This is a genomic window from Actinokineospora lacus, from assembly GCF_053813445.1.
Window position 1 is genome coordinate 17,429 of sequence record NZ_JBQERA010000003.1, and the last position, 16,297, is coordinate 33,725.

General features: G+C 73.3%; 16 protein-coding genes and 1 other RNA gene. 3 read left to right on the top strand and 14 right to left on the bottom strand.

Annotated elements, in window-relative coordinates:
* Positions 1-76 precede the first annotated feature (76 nt).
* Entirely contained in the window at positions 77-940 is an 864-nt protein-coding gene (gene panB, locus ACTG9Q_RS08230; RefSeq protein ID WP_455572053.1) for a 3-methyl-2-oxobutanoate hydroxymethyltransferase, read from the top strand.
* A 41-nt stretch (positions 941-981) separates the two neighbouring features.
* On the opposite strand, the gene ACTG9Q_RS08235 is transcribed toward panB, so the two are convergent.
* Complete coding sequence (locus tag ACTG9Q_RS08235; RefSeq protein WP_455572054.1) at positions 982-1,908, bottom strand: glutathione S-transferase family protein; 927 nt, start codon at positions 1,906-1,908, stop codon at positions 982-984.
* A gap of 24 nt (positions 1,909-1,932) precedes the next feature.
* On the opposite strand from ACTG9Q_RS08235, the gene pip reads away from it, so the two are divergent.
* Positions 1,933-2,856 carry a prolyl aminopeptidase gene (gene pip / locus ACTG9Q_RS08240; protein ID WP_455572055.1) on the top strand — a complete coding sequence of 308 codons (924 nt, stop codon included), beginning with the start codon at positions 1,933-1,935 and terminating at the stop codon, positions 2,854-2,856.
* Here the strand turns inward: pip and ACTG9Q_RS08245 are convergent.
* From ACTG9Q_RS08245 to rnpB, 12 genes are all read right to left on the bottom strand, one after another.
* Positions 2,827-3,618: a helical backbone metal receptor gene (locus tag ACTG9Q_RS08245; protein ID WP_455572056.1), complete on the bottom strand. Its 792-nt coding sequence runs from the start codon at positions 3,616-3,618 to the stop codon at positions 2,827-2,829. The genes pip and ACTG9Q_RS08245 overlap by 30 nt on opposite strands.
* On the bottom strand, positions 3,611-4,285 hold the full coding sequence (gene npdG, locus ACTG9Q_RS08250; RefSeq protein ID WP_455572057.1) for an NADPH-dependent F420 reductase: 675 nt from the start codon (positions 4,283-4,285) through the stop codon (positions 3,611-3,613). The genes ACTG9Q_RS08245 and npdG overlap by 8 nt, the downstream gene beginning before the upstream one ends.
* A gap of 92 nt (positions 4,286-4,377) precedes the next feature.
* The gene (locus ACTG9Q_RS08255) at positions 4,378-5,775 is read right to left on the bottom strand and encodes an RNB domain-containing ribonuclease (protein ID WP_455572058.1); all 1,398 of its coding nucleotides are present in this window, start codon (positions 5,773-5,775) and stop codon (positions 4,378-4,380) included.
* A 27-nt stretch (positions 5,776-5,802) separates the two neighbouring features.
* Positions 5,803-6,006, bottom strand: a complete 204-nt coding sequence (locus ACTG9Q_RS08260; protein WP_455572059.1) for a hypothetical protein — start codon at positions 6,004-6,006, stop codon at positions 5,803-5,805.
* 8 nt (positions 6,007-6,014) lie between these two features.
* Entirely contained in the window at positions 6,015-6,497 is a 483-nt protein-coding gene (locus ACTG9Q_RS08265) for a hypothetical protein (RefSeq protein WP_455572060.1), read from the bottom strand.
* Positions 6,498-6,514: 17 nt separating this feature from the next.
* The gene (locus tag ACTG9Q_RS08270) at positions 6,515-7,516 is read right to left on the bottom strand and encodes a C40 family peptidase (RefSeq protein ID WP_455572061.1); all 1,002 of its coding nucleotides are present in this window, start codon (positions 7,514-7,516) and stop codon (positions 6,515-6,517) included.
* Between the two features lies 1 nt (position 7,517).
* Complete coding sequence (locus ACTG9Q_RS08275) at positions 7,518-8,147, bottom strand: hypothetical protein (RefSeq protein WP_455572062.1); 630 nt, start codon at positions 8,145-8,147, stop codon at positions 7,518-7,520.
* Positions 8,148-8,150: 3 nt separating this feature from the next.
* A complete protein-coding gene (locus tag ACTG9Q_RS08280) occupies positions 8,151-10,163 on the bottom strand; it encodes a magnesium transporter (protein WP_455572063.1) in 2,013 nt (670 codons plus the stop codon).
* Positions 10,164-10,203: 40 nt separating this feature from the next.
* Positions 10,204-13,128 carry an ATP-binding protein gene (locus tag ACTG9Q_RS08285; RefSeq protein ID WP_455572064.1) on the bottom strand — a complete coding sequence of 975 codons (2,925 nt, stop codon included), beginning with the start codon at positions 13,126-13,128 and terminating at the stop codon, positions 10,204-10,206.
* Positions 13,112-13,564 (bottom strand): hypothetical protein, encoded by a 453-nt coding sequence (locus tag ACTG9Q_RS08290; protein WP_455572065.1) that lies wholly within the window; start codon positions 13,562-13,564, stop codon positions 13,112-13,114. Before ACTG9Q_RS08290 ends, ACTG9Q_RS08285 begins: the two co-directional genes overlap by 17 nt.
* Positions 13,565-13,583: 19 nt before the next feature.
* A complete protein-coding gene (locus ACTG9Q_RS08295) occupies positions 13,584-13,868 on the bottom strand; it encodes a hypothetical protein (protein ID WP_455572066.1) in 285 nt (94 codons plus the stop codon).
* A 345-nt stretch (positions 13,869-14,213) separates the two neighbouring features.
* Positions 14,214-14,593: RNase P RNA component class A (gene rnpB, locus ACTG9Q_RS08300), an RNA gene on the bottom strand.
* Between the two features lie 73 nt (positions 14,594-14,666).
* On the opposite strand from rnpB, the gene ACTG9Q_RS08305 reads away from it, so the two are divergent.
* Complete coding sequence (locus ACTG9Q_RS08305; protein WP_455572067.1) at positions 14,667-15,203, top strand: NAD(P)H-dependent oxidoreductase; 537 nt, start codon at positions 14,667-14,669, stop codon at positions 15,201-15,203.
* A gap of 8 nt (positions 15,204-15,211) precedes the next feature.
* On the opposite strand, the gene ACTG9Q_RS08310 is transcribed toward ACTG9Q_RS08305, so the two are convergent.
* Complete coding sequence (locus ACTG9Q_RS08310) at positions 15,212-16,297, bottom strand: bifunctional RNase H/acid phosphatase (RefSeq protein ID WP_455572707.1); 1,086 nt, start codon at positions 16,295-16,297, stop codon at positions 15,212-15,214.

Here is a 16,297-nt window from a genome sequence, read left to right on the forward strand (position 1 = left end):
TGGGCCGGTAAGCCATCCGCGAATACCCGGGGACCCGCGACGACGCGGGCCTCGAGGGAAGGACGGTCGACCAGCGATGTCCGACACCCAGGAAACCGCCGCCCCGTACGGGTCCGGCGCCGCAGGGCAAGGCGCGACGCCTGCCAAGCGGGTCCGCATCCACCACCTGCAGGACATGAAGGCGCGCGGCGAGCACTGGCCCATGCTGACCGCCTACGACATGTACACCGCCGAGCTGTTCGACGAGGCGGGCATCCCCGTCCTGCTCGTCGGCGACTCCGCGGCCAACAACGTCTACGGCTACGAGACCTCGCTGCCGGTGACGGTGGACGAGCTGCTGCCGCTGGTCGCGGCGGTCACCCGCTCGGCCAAGCGCGCCCTGGTCGTGGCCGACCTGCCCTTCGGCTCCTACCAGCTCTCCCCCGAGCAGGCGCTGGGCACGGCGGTGCGGTTCATGAAGGAGGGCCGCGCGCACGCGGTGAAGCTGGAGGGCGGGCGCGCGTTCGCCCCGCACGTCCAGGCGATCACCAACGCGGGCGTGCCGGTGATGGGCCACATCGGCTTCACCCCGCAGAGCGAGCACAACCTGGGCGGCTACCGGGTGCAGGGCCGCGGCGACGCGGGTGAGCAGGTGGTGGCCGACGCGCTGGCGCTGCAGGAGGCGGGCGCGTTCGCCGTCGTCATGGAGATGGTGCCCGCCGAGGTGGCCAAGCGGGTCACCCACGAGCTGCGGGTGCCGACCGTGGGCATCGGGGCCGGGCCGGACTGCGACGGGCAGGTGCTGGTCTGGCAGGACATGGCGGGCCTGCGCCGCGCCAAGCCGCCGCGCTTCGTCAAGCGCTACGCCGACATGGCCGGGGTGCTGCTGGGCGCGGCCCAGGAGTTCGCCGCGGACGTGCGCAACCGGGAGTTCCCCGGCCCGGAGCACGTGTTCCACTGAGCCAGAGCAGGGCCATAACCAGGGTGGGCCGCGCGGGCGTGTCAGCGTCCGTGCGGCTCCGCCCAGCCGGACAGGTCGGGGCCCGCGGGGACGATGCCCGTCGGGTTGATCTTCTCGTGCGTGGCGTAGTAGTGGCGCTTGATGTGGTCGAAGTCGACGGTCTCGCCGATCCCCGGGGTCTGGTAGAGGTCGCGGGCGTAGGCCCAGAGCACCGGCATCTCGCTGAGCTTCTGGCGGTTGCACTTGAAGTGCCCGTGGTACACCGCGTCGAACCGCACCAGCGTGGTGAACAGCCGGATGTCCACTTCGGTCAGCCGATCGCCCATCAGGTACCGGCTGGTGGCCAGCCGCTCTGACAGGCGGTCGAGTTCGGCGAACAACTCGGTGTAAGCCTTCTCGTAGGCGGCCTGTGTGGATGCGAACCCGGCTTTGTACACGCCGTTGTTGACGTGGTGGAAGATCGGCTCGATCAGCGCGTCGATCTCGGCGCGCTGATCGACGGGGTAGAGGTCCGGGGCGGTGGGGGCGTGGAAGTCGCGCCACTGGGTGCTCAGGTCGAGGGTGATCCGCGGGTAGTCGTTGCTCACCACGGTGCCGGTGGCGGTGTCGACGAGGGCGGGCACGGTGACCCGGCCCCGGTGGTCCGGGTCGGTGGCGAGGTAGACCTCGGAGAGGTGCTCCACGCCCAGCACCGGGTCGCGCCCGTCGGGGTCGAGGGTGAAGCGCCAGCCGCGCTCGTCGCGGATCGGGTCGACCACGCCCAGGGAGATGGCCTGTTCCAGGCCGAGCAGCCCGCGCACGATGACCGCGCGGTGCGCCCACGGGCACGCCAGGCTGACGACCAGGCGGTAGCGCCCGGCCTCGGGGACCCTCGGGCCCTCGGCCGTGACCCGGTCGGTGAACCGGTTGGACTGGCGGACGAACTCTCCGCGCCGCGAAGTTTCCCCGCCGAACTGCGCCGTCGCCATGGGTCCGACCCTAACCTTGGCGGCATGAACGCGCTGTACCCGCCGATCGATCCCCACCTGTCGGGCCTGCTCGACGTCGGCGACGGCCACCGGCTGCACTGGGAGGTCAGCGGGAACCCGGCGGGCAAGCCGGTCGTTGTCCTGCACGGAGGCCCGGGCGCGGGCACCAACCCGCTCCACCGCAGGCACTTCGACCCCGCCGCGTACCGGATCGTGCTGTTCGACCAGCGCGGTGCGGGGCGCAGCACGCCCTTCGCCTCGACCACGGCCAACACCACCTGGCACCTGGTGGCGGACATGGAGCGGCTGCGGGTCCACCTCGGCATCGACCGCTGGCAGCTGTTCGGCGGCTCGTGGGGCTGCGTGGTGGCGCTGGCCTACGCCCAGGCGCACCCGGCGCGGGTCAGCGAGATCGTGCTGCGCGGGGTGTTCCTGCTGCGCGAGCGCGAGCTGGACTGGCTCTACCGGGGCGGCGCGGGCCACCTGTTCCCGGAGGCGTGGGCGCGGTTCCTGGCCCCGGTCCCGCCCGGCGCCGACCCGCTGGCGGCGTACCGGTCGCTGCTCGCCGGGCCGGACCCGACCGCCGCCGCGATCGAGTGGAGCGCCTGGGAGGGCGCCACGGTGTCGCTGCTGCCGAACCCGGTGATCGCGGCCCAGTACCAGGACCCGGCGTTCGCGGTGCCGTTCGCGCGGCTGGCCGTGCACTACTTCACCAACCTGGGCTGGCTCGCCGAGGACCAGTTCGTCCGCGACGCGCACCGGCTCGCGGGCATCCCCGGGGTGATCGTGCAGGGCCGCTACGACGCGGTCTGCCCGCCGGTCAGCGCGTGGGACCTGCACCAGGCGTGGCCGGGCTCCACGCTGCGGATCATGCCGGGCGCGGGCCACGCGGTGGCCGACCCCGGGGTGCTCGCCGCGCTACGCGCCGCCACCGACGGCTTCCGGTAGCGGCCTGCGCAGCGCGGCGGCCAGCTCGGCGCGGGCTTTCACGAGGGAGGGTCCGTACCAGGTGAGGTGGCGGCCGACCACGAGCACGGACCGTTTGCCGGGGAAGAACTGCGGACCGTCCTCGGCGGTGAACTCATAGGGCTCGTCGGGCAGGACGACGAGGTTGGCCGCGGTGCCCTGGAGCTCGGCCAGTGGTGGGCGCGGGTAGCGCTCGGGGTGCTCGGCGTAGGCGTTGGCCACGCCCAGGCGCAGCAGCACGTCGCCCGCGAAGGTGTCCCGGCCGAGGACGACCCACGGCTTGCGCCACACCGGGACCACGGCCGTCGCCCACACCGGGGGGGTCTCCGCCCACAGCGCGCTCGCCTCGGACAGCCACGGCGGCTCGGGCAGGCGCAGCCCCTCGGTGATCAGCCTGCGGGTGGAGTCCAGCCCGTGCGGCACGGTCGTGGGCGCGGCGGTGACCCAGACCGGCACGCCCGCCGCGCGCAGCGCCCCGACGTCCTCGGGGCGGTTCTCCTCGGAGTTGGCGATCACCAGGTCCGGGCACAGCGCCAGGACGGCGGCGACGGTGGGGTACTTGGAGCCGCCGACCCTGGCCACGTCGAGCGAGGCGGGGTGGGCGCAGTAGTCGGTGGCGCCGACGAGCAGGCCGGGCGCGCTCGTCTCGACGGCCTCGGTCAGCGACGGGACCAGGCTGACGACCCGCGCGGGCGGGCCCGTGCCGGGCACCGCCGCGCCGAGGTCGTCGAGCCGGTCAGACATCGGTGACGCGGAGTCCGGCGTGGGCCTTGTAGCGGCGGTTGACGGCGATCAGGTTGGCGGTCAGGGCCTCCACCTGGTGGGCGTTGCGCAGCCTGCCGCCGTAGATCCCGCGCATGCCCGGGATCGCGTCGGCCAGGGCGCGCACGGTGTCGGTGGCCTCGCGGTCGTCGCCGAGGACCAGGACGTCGGTGTCGATCTCGGCGATCGACAGGTCGGCCAGCAGGACCGCGGAGACGTGGTGGAAGGCGGCGGTGACGCGGGAGTCCGGCAGCAGGGCGGCGGCCTGCTCGGCCGCGCTGCCCTCGGGCACCGCCAGCGCGTAGGGGCCCTGCTTGTCGAAGCCCAGCGGGTTGACGCAGTCGACGACGACCTTCCCGGCCAGCTCGGCCTTGAGGCCCGCCAGCAGGTCGCCGTGGCCGTCCCAGGGCACGGCGACGAGCACGACGTCCGATCCCGCCGCGCAGGCCGCGTTGTCCCGGCCTTCCACGGATTCAACGCCCGCCGCGGCGCAGAGTTCCCGCGCGGCGTCGGCGGCGCGTTCCGCCGAGCGCGAACCGATCAGCACGCGGATGCCCGCCTTCGCCCAGCGCAGCGCCAGGCCGCGGCCTTGCGGGCCGGTGCCGCCGAGCACACCGACAGTCGGGCCCGCGGTCTCGTCACTGGTCACATTGATCCCTTCCATACGCCAAGAACACAGCACCACGCGGACAGCGCGCTGACCTCACCGGCCTGCCCCACCGGGCCGGCCTCCGGCTGATCTCACCGGGCAAAGCGCACGCGCCTGGCGACCGGGTCGGCCTCGACGAGGCGCAGGCGGACCATCTCGCCCTCGGTCAGGTCCGCGCCGGATGCCTTGGCCAGCACCGGCGGGTCCGGCACGAACACCTCCGCCGACTCGCCCTCCGCGCGCAGCACGACGGCGTCGAACTCCTGCCCGACCCGCTCGGCCAGCACCCACGCCTCCACCTGGTCGAGGCAGGCCCGGTCGACCTTGCCCGCCAGGCCGTCGGATGCCTCCATCAGGGCAGGCAGCAGCGGGAGCGCCTGGCGCACCCAGTCGGGCACCTCGTCACCGGCGCACACCGCCAGGCACACCTCCGTGCCGAACCGGTCGACCAGCCGCCGCAGGGGCGCGGTCACGTGCGCGTACGGCGCGGCGATGCCCGCGTGCGCGGCGAGCTCCGGCGCGGCGCCGTCGAAGGCGGTGTAGCCCGCGCCGCGCAGCAGCCGGGTGGCGTCCATCGACAGGGCCATCGCCGCGGGCGACGAGCGGTCCAGCCCGGCCAGCACCTCGGCGGCGGTGCGGCCCTCGGGCCACTCGATGCCCAGCACGCCCGCCGAGCGGCGCAGCCACGCCTGGTCGTCGTCGGTCGGCGCGGGCAGGGTGCGCAGGACGCCGATGCCCGCCCGCAGCATGATCGTGGCCGCCGCCATCCCGGTCAGCAGCGAGATCTCCGCGTTCCAGGCGTCGACCTTGGTCCGCCCGCGCAGCAGGAGCCGCCAGCCGCCGCTGACCGGCTCCACGTCCTGCTCGGGCAGTTGCAGCTCCAGCGCGCCGCGCCGGATGGCCGCCGCCCGCCGCAGCTCGCCCAGCTCGGGCAGCAGGGCCACCGACGGGTGCGGGGTCCCCGCGTCGACGGTGGCCTGCACCGACTCGTAGTCGAACTGCTCGATCGAGCGCACCAGCGCCCGCTCCACCCGCACCGAGACGGGCTCACCCGAGGCGTCGAGGTCCAGCGTCCACAGCGCCGACGGCGCGGTCTGGCCGGGCAGCAGGCTCGCCGCGCCCTCGGAGAGCGCCGAGGGGTGCATCGGGACCGACCCGTCGGGCAGGTACAGCGTCTGCCCGCGCCGCCGGACCTCGGTGTCGAGCGCGCCGCCCGGCACGACGAACGCGCCCAGGTCGGCGATCGCGTAGTGCACGCGGAAGCCCGCGTCCCCCAGGCGCTCGATGTGCATGGCCTGGTCGAGGTCCTTGGCCCCGGGCGGGTCGATGGTCACCAGCGGGATGTCGGTGCGGTCCACCCGCTCCCCGACCGGGCCGGTGTCCACCGCGCGCTCGGCCTCGGCCAGCACGGCGGCCGGGAACCGGTCGGGCAGGCCGAACTCGGTCCGCACACTGGTGAAATCGCCTCGGCCGATCGCTTCGGTGTCCACACCGGCACCCTATGCGCTCAGCGGGGGTCAGTCATCGTCCCCACGCCACGCGCGGTCGGCCCGGTCGGCGGCCTGGGTCCGCTCCCTGGCGGTCTCCAGCGCGCGGGCGGCGCTCTCGCGGTCGGGGTAGGGACCGAGCCGGTCGATGGACCGTGCCAGCTGCCCGTGCTCGACCTCGCCGGTGCGGGTGTTGTACCACCAGCCCTCGGGCGGGTTCGCGTCCTTGGCCATGATCGAGGTTAACCCCAGTTGGGGGCCTGGCGCATGGGCAGACCGCGCGGCGGGGTGTCCTGGTTGGCGTTGAGCTGCTGGCCCGGGATCGGGTCGAGGCAGGAGACCAGCACCTCGTAGGTCTCGGGGTTGTCGATGCGCCTGCCGTTGCGCTCGCGGTAGACCAGCTCGCCGTCGGCGTCGATCTCCACGATGCAGCCGACCTCGGCCAGCTGGTCCTCGTCGAGGTCGACCAGCCGCTCCTTGCGGGAGGGCACCACGCGGTACTCCGGCCACTCCAGGTGCGCGTAGACCTGGTGGAACTCGTAGAGCAGGTACGCCATCTGCTGCTGCCACGGCAGCGGCATCGCCTCGCCGAGCGAGCGCGGGAGCACCGCGTAGCCGGGGCTGACCCCCGGGCGGCGCGCGGAGTCGAGGAAGTCGCGCAGCGGGATGCTCGACGCGGGCGGGCCCGGGTGCCGGGGCAGCGACTCCGGGTTGTACATCGTCATGGGGTCTCCTCCTGGGCCTATGCCCCGGGGCGGACGGCGTAGTCGAGGAGACCGCCCTCGGTCCACTCGATGGGGCGGATGTGCACCGGGACGCCGTTCTGCTGCGCCTCCACCATCTTCCCGTCGCCGATGTACATGGCCACGTGGTGGATCGTGCGCGGGTCACTGGTGTCGCGGGCCCAGAACAGCAGGTCGCCGGGCTGGGCCTGCTCGACGGGCAGGTACGCGCCCGCGTGCCACTGCTCGCGGGACGTGCGCGGCAGGCTGATCCCGGCGTCGCGGTAGGCCTGCAGCATGAGGCTGGAGCAGTCGAAGGAGTTCTGGTGGGTGGTCAGCGCGCCCCACTGGTAGGGCTTGCCGCGCTGGCCGAGGGCGAACTGGATGGCCTCGCCCGCGGCCTGCGTCGGCGCGGGCAGCAGCAGGCCGGTGTCCTCCCCGCAGCCGCTGGCGTCGGTGACCTGGCCGACGTCACCGATGAGGTGGGTCGCCATCGCCTCCCAGCGGTGGTAGCGGTCGGGGAAGGCCGAGCGCTCCACGTCCTGGGCGGACTCGCCGGGGCGCTGCTTGTCCCAGTCGGGCACCGTCAGCAGGACGTCGTAGAACTTGTTGACCGCGTACACCGGGTCGGTGACCTGGCTCGGCGATCCCCAGCCCATCGACGGGCGCATCTGGAAGATGCCGAGGGAGTCGCGGTCGCCGTAGTCCAGGCTGCGCAGCCCGGACTCGGTCATGCCCGCCTGGATGGCGATCTGCCACGCCCGCGGCGGCAGTTCCCGCTGCTTGCCGATGGTGATGATCACCCCGACGGTGCGGAGCTGCTCGCCGGTGAGGTTCGCGGCGTCGTCCGCGCCCGACCCTGTGCCCCCCGTGGTCGGGCCGACGCTGGCGTTGCAGGAGACGGTGGCGAAGGCCGCGGTGTCGGCGGCGTGGTCGCGCTGGATGAGCGTCAGCGCGCCGGTGCCGATCGCGGTCACCAGACCGACGACCGTGACGCCCACGACGATCACCGACCCGCGCATGTCACCCCTCCCCCATCGCGTGCTCGGACACCCGCCAGCCCGCGTCGGTCTCCACCGTGGTCAACCGGAGCAGCGGCCCGTCGGTCGGGATCTCCAGCACGACGGACTTCTGGTAGGAGACCACGACTCGGGGCTCGCCGGTTACCTCCGTTGCGGGGATGTTCCTGGGGTCGGTGCTCGTCAGCTTCACCATGTACTCCTCGGTGGTGTACGGGCGGAGCTGGTCCTGCCATGCCTCGGCGGTGATGCCCTCCGGGTGGCGCACCCACGCGCCCGCCCAGTCGGTGGCGACCTTGACCGCCCGCGGGTCGGCGGCGGCGGGCGAGGGGGTCAGCGTGGGCTCGACCCGGGTCTGGCTGGGCCTGGCGCTCTCGGAGCCGAAGTCCGGGGGCAGCTGCACCACCCGCGAGCCGACCACCCGGGAGTTCGAGCCCATGGTGGCGCTGGTCGACGGCGAGCCCGCGGCCCTCGGGGTGTCCGAGCCGGTCAGCTTCGGGATCACGATGCCCGCCCCGGTGATGACCAGGGCGGCGATGAACGCGGCGATGGCCAGGTGCCGGGGCGAGCGCAACGGCCAGCCCCACAGCTTGCGGTAGACCGCGGCCCGGCCGCGGTTGGTCCGGATCGGCACGGCCTACCTCACCAGCCGGTCGTTCTCGAGGGGTCCGTCCTGGCGGGGCAGCGGCCTGCGGACGGCCTCAGCGGCGACCTCGAGGCCGCGCGAGGGCCGGTAGACCACGTGCACCGGCCTGCCTGCCACGACCTCGATGTCGGCGGGGCGCGGCAGCGGGGCGGCGGCGGGCTCGGTCGCCGGGTCGCCGATCCGGCTGCTCGGCACGCGCGAGGGCACCACGACGGCGTCCTCCCCGCGGTCCCAGCCGCGGTCGGCCACCGGCACCGTGTCCACGGTGCGGCTCGTGCCGCGCGTCACCAGGTGCGCGGCGCCGCTGCGTCCCGACACGCCCGCGACGTACACGCCGGTCTCCTGCCCGGGGCCCAGCTGCTGCCTGCCCGAGCCGATGGCCGCGCGCGGCCCGCCGACCTGGGCGCGGTTGGTGTCCATGCGCTCGGCGGCGACGGTGACCGGGTTCGCCGCCTCCGGCCGGTGCCGCCTGCCGCCGCGCACCAGGGCGCCCGCCTCGGAGGGCTCCTCCTCCTCGCGCAGGTTCTCCCAGAAGTTGTCCTGCGGGGTGGGCCCGTGGTGCTTGTTGCGGCGGAACCGGGAGAAGATCCCGGTCCCCGGCCCGGCCACCGACGCCCCGGCCGCGCCCATCGACATCTCCAGCATCTGCCACATCCGCCGCATGGGCCTGCCGATGAGGAAGAAGACGAAGGTCACGATGGCCGCGAGCAGCATCTGCGTCAGCAGCGAGAGCCCGGCGTCGGGGGAGAAGATCAGTTCGAGGAACTTGAAGTGGATGCCCGCCAGCATGGCCAGCACCAGCACGTTGAGGATCACCGCGCCGACCGCGCGCCCGACCCGGCGCAGGATGTCGTGGTGGACCAGCGCGACCAGGCCGATGACCGGCGCGGCCAGCGCGAGTATCCGCAGCAGCAGCTGCGCCAGCAGGACCGCCAGCTTCGCGAAGAACTGGAACAGCGAGTAGAAGATCGACTGGAGGAACGCGAGCACGCCCGCGCCGGTGCGGCTGCCGTCGGTGCCCTTGAAGTAGCCCGTCGCCGGGCCGAGCTGGCCCGCGATGGCCTTGTACTCGGCCTTCTTGGCCTGCTCGGCGGCGTTGTCGGCGTCGCGGCCGGTGACCACGTCGTCGCGGGTCCACGCCTGGGCGTCGAGCAGCCGGGGGCCGAAGTCCCTGGCCTGCGGGGAGTCCGGGGAGCCGAAGACGCCGCGGGTCCAGTTCTCGTAGACGATCTTCTTGTGCAGCTCGGTCGGCAGGATGTCGTAGCCGACCCGGCTCTGCCCCGGGTCGATGAAGCCCGCCTGGATGCCGGTCGTCGTGCGCACGATGAAGTCATCGATGCGGTCGTAGTTGGTGACCAGCACCATCGACGACGCCGCCAGCCACATGCCGCCCAGGGCGAACAGCGCGCGTTTGCTGACCGCGGCGAGGTCGCCGCGCCAGATCTGGCGGAACATCAGCACGGCGAGGATGAGGGCGAACAGGCTGAACAGCTGGGCGTAGATGTTGTTGAAGACCGACTGGGCCGCCTCGCCGATCTGGTCGTTGAGCCCGCCGAGGATGCCGCCGTCGAGCAGGGTGTAGTGCAGGGAGTTGGTCGCCCCGACGATGATCTTCGCCAGGTTGAACAGCTCGTTGCCCGCCCAGTTGTCGATCGTGGCGCCCGGGTCGGTCACGCCGCTGGGCACCAGGCCGTTGCAGGACTCGTCGTAGACGTGCCAGACCATGCCCGCGAACCCGTACACCTGGTATGGGGTGCCCGCCTCGCCGTTGCCCTTGGGCGGGTCGATCGCGCCGACCATGCCCGAGCCGGGGCGCTCGGGGTTGGGCACGCAGTCGAGTTCCTGCGCCATCGCCGGGCTGCCGATGAGCGCGTGCAGGCCGATGATCCCGACGACGACCGCCATCGCCGAACGCCTGCCCAGCTCACCGCCTCGGCGTCTGGCCCGCCGCCGCGCCGCGGTCAGCAGCGCGGCGGCCGCCACCACCAGCAGAACCGTGATCATTAGCCCCCACCAATCTCGCAGAGGTGACGAACTCCGGGTCTCATGCCGCGTCCTCGCGGCCGGGCTTCTTGCCCTCACCTGGTGGTGTCGGCTCGGGCGGGTCGCCGACGTAGTCCTCCTCGGTCAAGCCGAGTTCGAACTCCGCGGCCCGCTCGAACTCCTCGTCGCTGGGCAGCGCGGCGGCCTCGATCTGCTCGCGGCGCTGCGGTTCGGGGATGACCGGCGCGTGGGTGCCCTGCGCCTCGGGCAGCACCCGCTCGCGCTGGGCGTCCGGGGTGGTGTCCATGACCGAGCGCAGGTGGTCGAGGTGCTGGCCGGACAAGTCGATCCGGATGCGCTCCACGCCGCCCGCGCCGTCGGCGAAGATGAACTGGCGGGGGGCGGTGTCGCGCTCGGTGAGGCCGCGGTGGCTGCCGGGGCGGCGCCCGAGGCTGGCCACGACCTGCTCGTAGCCCGCGCCGACGGGCACCTTGAGCAGGCGCAGCGCGTCGGCCTGGGCCTGGTCGTCGTCGAGGCGGCCGATGAACACCGAGTCCAGCAGCGCCACGAACCCCTGGATGCGCAGGAAGTCGGCGGGGATCTGCGAGGACAGCAGCACCCGGACGTTCCACTTGCGGGAGTCGCGGGCGAAGCGGTTCATCAGGACGCGGCCGGTGGGCACCTCGGCGAGGAAGAACGCCTCATCGATCCAGACGCCCTTGCGCATGTCCTTGGGGCGGTCGTAGATGGAGCGCTGGGTCAGCCAGGCGGCGAGGTTGAGCATCTCCACGCCGAGGGCCTCGGCGTCGGTCCAGTGCTCGCGGCCCACGCCGTCCTTGGGCAGGGTCAGCCCGGCCATGGTGAGCACGGTGAGGCGGTCGTCGCGCTGCTCGTCGTAGGGGTCGGCGCCGCGCTCGGGGATGAGCAGCGACATGCGCTCCTTCATCTCGTCGAGGAAGTCGGCGACGACGACGGCGTGCTCGTGGTGCTCGCTGGCGTCGCGGCGCAGGGCCTCGAACACCAGGCTCGGGTCGGCGTCGGCGCGCCCGCCGACGGTGCGGACCGCGCGCAGCAGCACGATGCGGCTCTGCGGGAGGCGGGCGACCTCGTACGGGAGCAGGCCGGTGAGCACGTCCAGGACCAGGCGGCGGCGGGTGGCCGCGGCCAGCGCCTTCTCCCGGCGCCAGGCGCGCTCGGGGTCCTCGTCGTCGAGGAAGTGCTCCAGGCGCGGCTCGGCCACCACGCGGTACGGGTTGAGGATGCCCGCCTGGGCGTTGAGCAGGTTGATCGGACGCGCGTAGGGGCGCAGCTCGGGCAGCTCGCACAGCTTCGCCAGCGGACCGGAGGGGTCCAGGATCGTCCAGTGCGCGCCGGAGCGCAGCGTCTTGTAGACCACGCCGCCGCCGAGGAAGGACTTGCCGCCGCCGAGCCCGGCGACCATCGCGGTCAGGCCGGAGCCGTCGCGGATCTCCTGGGCCATCCACGGGTCCCAGGCGACCGGGCGGCGGGTGGCGGTGCAGGTCTCCCCGAGCAGGATGCCGCGCCGGTCGCCGACCTCCGCGGTCGCGGTCGGCACCGAGGACGCGGCCCAGATGACCGAGCCGCGGCGCATGTAGGCGGCGGAGGCCAGCGGCTCGCCGGGGATGAACTCCCTGGCCATCGCGTACTGCGCCTCGGGGTGCTCGATGGCGACCTTGGGCTTGTACAGCTCCAGGAGCTGCTGGGCCAGGCGCAGCGCGTCGCGCTCGGTCGGCCCGGAGACGGCCAGCCGCCACCACGAGCGGACCCGGGTGGCCAGCGAGGTGAAGCCGGAGGTCATCTCGTCGTCGATCTCCAGCACCCGGCTCGCCTGGCGGGCCAGCGACTGCGGCGGCTCCAGCTCGTGCTCGTCGGTGTAGTGCTTGACCTGCGAGCGGACCTTGTTCATCTGCCGCGCCAGCTCGCCGGAGACCTCCTCCGGCCTGCGGACGTAGATGCGCGCGGACCACTCCACGGAGCCGGACAGCCGGTCGCTGCGCTGCACCCACGGGTCGTCGACCTCGGGGATCTGCAGCCCGTGCATCATGCCGACGGTCAGCACGACGACGTTGCGGGCCACGCCCGCGTTGGACCCGGTGCGCCCGCGCACGACCACGCTCGGGGAGTAGGGCTCCTGGTGGAAGTCGGCGGCGTCGGTGAAGCTGGCCAGGTCCTCGGGCTCCCAGGCCGCGCCGGGCACCGCGGGCATGTTGCGCGGCGCGGGCAGGCCGAGCGAGCACGAGCGGTGCATCAGCCAGGACATCTCCTCGGCGGTGACCGGGCGGCCCTCCAGCCCGGCCGAGGACATCACCTGGTCGAGGTGCTCGACCTCGCTCTCCACGGCGAGCAGCTCGGCGTCGACGGCCTCGGGGAACACCTTGCGCAGCAGCGGGGCGGCCCGCTCGACGGCCCGGTCCACCACGTTGCGGGACTGGACCTGCACACCGAGGTAGACCTCCTTCTCGGCCATCGAGCGGCCCATGAGCTGCTGCTGCTCGCCGACGAGGTAGTCGTCGAAGCTCAGCGCGCCCGGCACGTCCGGCAGCCGGTTGACGGCGTTGTGGACGTGCGCCTCGGCCCACATGCGGATCGGGTACGGGCGGGTGGTGACCCGCAGGTGCAGCCAGCGGCCCGACAGCTCGGCGTACTGGCCCGCGATCGCGGCGATGAGGTCCTGGCGCTGGGAGTCCGAGCGGAACGACCAGCGCTGGGGGGCCAGCCGGTACCAGGCGTAGACGTCGCTGCCGGTGCGCAGGAGATGGCCGTCGATGGTGCGCGCGGCGATCTCGGGGGTGTAGTTGGGGATGCCGGACTCTCCAGGCAGGCGCTTGCCGCGCTTGGGGGTGGTGGGCGGCTCGTAGCGCGCCTGGGGGGCGTGCCTGCCGGGGCCCGGCTGGGCCCGGTCGCGCGGTGCCCCCGCCGAGTACCGCGCGAGCTCCTGCTGCTCGCGCTTACGGCGTCCGAACACCGCTGACCTCCCTTGTCTGTGCTGTCGTCCGGGCTGTCTTCCGGGCCGCGCGGGCTCGGCGGCCGCGTGGCTTCTTCCTGGGCAGTTCCGCGCGCACGCGGACCTGCGCCGCGCTGGCCGCGCCGCCCGCGGCGGCCTCGGCCTCGCGCGGCGCGGTGAGCTCGCGGGCCCACATGGTGAGCACGGCGCCCAGCGGGCGCTCGTGGCTGATCCGCGAGCAGATGACCATCGTGATGGCGATGGTCAGGACCAGTCCCCAGGCGAACGACCAGAACAGGCCGACGCCCATGTTGCGCAGGACGGTCAGGACAAGCAGGTAGACGACGATGCCGACGCCCCAGGCCACGTAGCGGGCCCGCCACGGGAAGGTGGCCTTGGGCGGGCCGAGCCACACTGCGTCGACCCGGTAGACCTCGTCGTCGGTGCGTATCCGCACGTGCGTGTCTCCCGGCCCGTCAGCTGTTGGTGAACAGGCTGGCGAGCCACTCGCCGATGCCCACTCCCGCGTTGGACACGGCCAGGCCGATGATGGCCAGCGCGACGATCACACCGCCGAGCCTGCGCATGACACCGGAGTTGTCGCCCTTGCCGCCGCCCAGCCAGAGGAGCAGGAGGGCGACGACGAGCAGCAGGAGGGGAACGATGTTGTCAAGGATGAAGGTGCGGATGCCGGCTGTGCCGGGCTCGGGGGCGGGCGCCTGGGCCAGCTCCGCGAGTGAGGCGAGGAACGCGGTGGTCATGTCTTTCTCCCAAGTGCGCGGAGACCGTGCTCTGCGCGGCAGGTCCGTGCAGTGCCTGTCGAGTAGAGCATGACGGGCACTAGATTGCCATTACGAACGGTAGCTAGCCGAAAGCGTTCCGTTGGTCCACTGACCCTCCCTGGCTGCCGTGCGGTGTCATCTGACCACACCCCATCATCGTGCGGACAGGGCCCGGCACACCCCACGACCACCCGATTTTCCTAGTCCCGCTCCTGTTTCACCCGGCTGCCCGCGACGTTGCGACCCAGCGTGGGTGATTTCACAGCTCGACAGGCACATTCCGCCGAGCGAGGTTACGCCGATCGGTGTAGAACCTGTGTTGGGCGGGCGAGCCAGCCGTAAGCCGGATCCTGTACCCGGTTGCCCGGGTGGCGACCATCCATCTCGGCCTGGCGTCGCCGCCAGGCTCATGCGGCCTACCCGCAGGCTCGGGCGGGCCGCCCTCGAACGCCTGCGCGGCCTGCCCTCTCGGGCCTGCCTCTTGGCCTTGCTCCGGGTGGGGTTTACCTAGCCGCCCCGGTCACCCGGGGCGCTGGTGGTCTCTTACACCACCGTTTCACCCTTACCTGGTCGAACCAGGCGGTCTGTTCTCTGTGGCACTGTCCCGCGGGTCACCCCGGGTTGCCGTTAACAACCACCCTGCCCTGCGGAGTCCGGACTTTCCTCGACGGCTGTGAGGCCGCCGCGGCCGCCCTGCCGACTCGCCCGCTCCACCAAGGATAAGGCAGAGCATGGAGCGCGTTGCCGCCGACCGGGCCCGCTGATCTACTGGTGATCATGGAACGGGCGGTTGTCGTGTCCGGGGCCAGTGTCCCCGGTGGCGATGTCGGCCTGCTCAGCGCGCACGCGGTCCGGGAGTTGCGCGGGTTCGGCCACCCCGTCGCGCTGGTGGAGGCGTGCGCGCTGCCCGCCGTCGCGCTGTTGGAGGGCGACCGGTCCGACCCGGTGATCGTCGCGGCGCTCGCGGCGATGGCGAACGCCAGGGGGATGGTGGTGGCCGCGCCGGTGCACCGGGCGGCGCACTGCGGGCTGGTCAAGTCGGTGCTGGACCTGCTGCCCAAGGGCGCGCTGGCCGGGGTGCCGATCCTGCCGCTGACCACCGGCGGCCCGCAGGGGCGCGGCGCGGTCGAGTTCTGCCTGCGGCCGCTGCTGCGCGAGCTGGGCGCGACCCGGGTGCTGGACGGGCCGTTCGTGCCGTCGGCCGCGGTCGCCGACGCCCACGGCGACCTCCAGGCCGAGGCGGCGGCCCGGGTGGCCGACGCGGTGGCGGAGTTCTCCCTGGCGCTGGGGCGCAGGCGGCGGCTGGCGGGCTAGCCGCCGGGTTAGCCCAAGTGCGAGATGTCGTTGACCAGGCGCACGGAGGCGTTGCCGTCGGGGTAGAACTCGGCGATCGACAGCGACGCAAGGTCCAGGTGCAGCCGGAACAGCAGGCTCGGGCCCGCGTCCAGCGCCATCCGCAGCAGCGCCTTGATCGGGGTGACGTGGCTGACCACGATCAGCGTGCGGCCGCCGTAGCGGGCGATCAGCTCGTCGCGGGCCTTGCGGACGCGGCGGTGCACCACGTCGAAGCTCTCGCCCGACGGGGCGGGGACGGTGGAGTCGGAGAGCCAGCGGGTGTGCAGGTCGGAGTCGCGCGCGGCGGCCTCGGCGAAGGTCAGGCCCTCCCAGTCGCCGAAGTCGGTCTCGATCAGGCCGGTATGGGTCAGCACCTCCCCGCCGGTCGCCGCGGCCACCGCCCGCGCGGTCTGCGCGGCGCGGGTCAGCGGGGAGGCCACGACCGGGGTGGCCGCGTCGACGCCGTCGACCTTGGCGAGCCTGCGCGCGGCGGCATCGGCCTGGGCGCGGCCGAGTTCGGTCAGCGCGACGTCGCCGCGGCCGGAGTAGCGCCGCTCGGCCGACATCGGGGTCTGGCCGTGGCGCAGTAGCAGGAGCCTGGTCGGCTCGCCGCGCGCGCCCGTCCACGCCGTCGGGGAGGTCTGAGCGGGCTGGGGCGCCTGCCCCTTGGGCGCTATGCCCTCCTGGGCGTCCATGGCCGCGTTGGCCAGGCGGTCGGCGTGCTGGTTGCGGGCGCGCGGAATCCAGGTGTAGGTGATCTCGGCGAAGCGGCCCGCCAGGGCACTGGCCTGGCGGGCCAGCGGGCGCAGGCCGGGGTGCTTGACCTGCCAGCGGCCCGCCATCTGCTCGACGACCAGCTTGGAGTCCATCCGCACCTCGGCCACCTCGGCGCCGAGGTCCAGCGCGGCCTGCAGCCCGGCGATCAGCCCGGAGTACTCGGCGACGTTGTTGGTGGCCACGCCGAGGCCCTCGGCCCGCTCGGCCAGCACCTCGCCGGTGTCGCTGAAGACGACCGCGCCGTAGCCCGCGGGGCCCGGGTTGCCGCGGGAGCCGCCGTCGGCCTCGATGCGCAC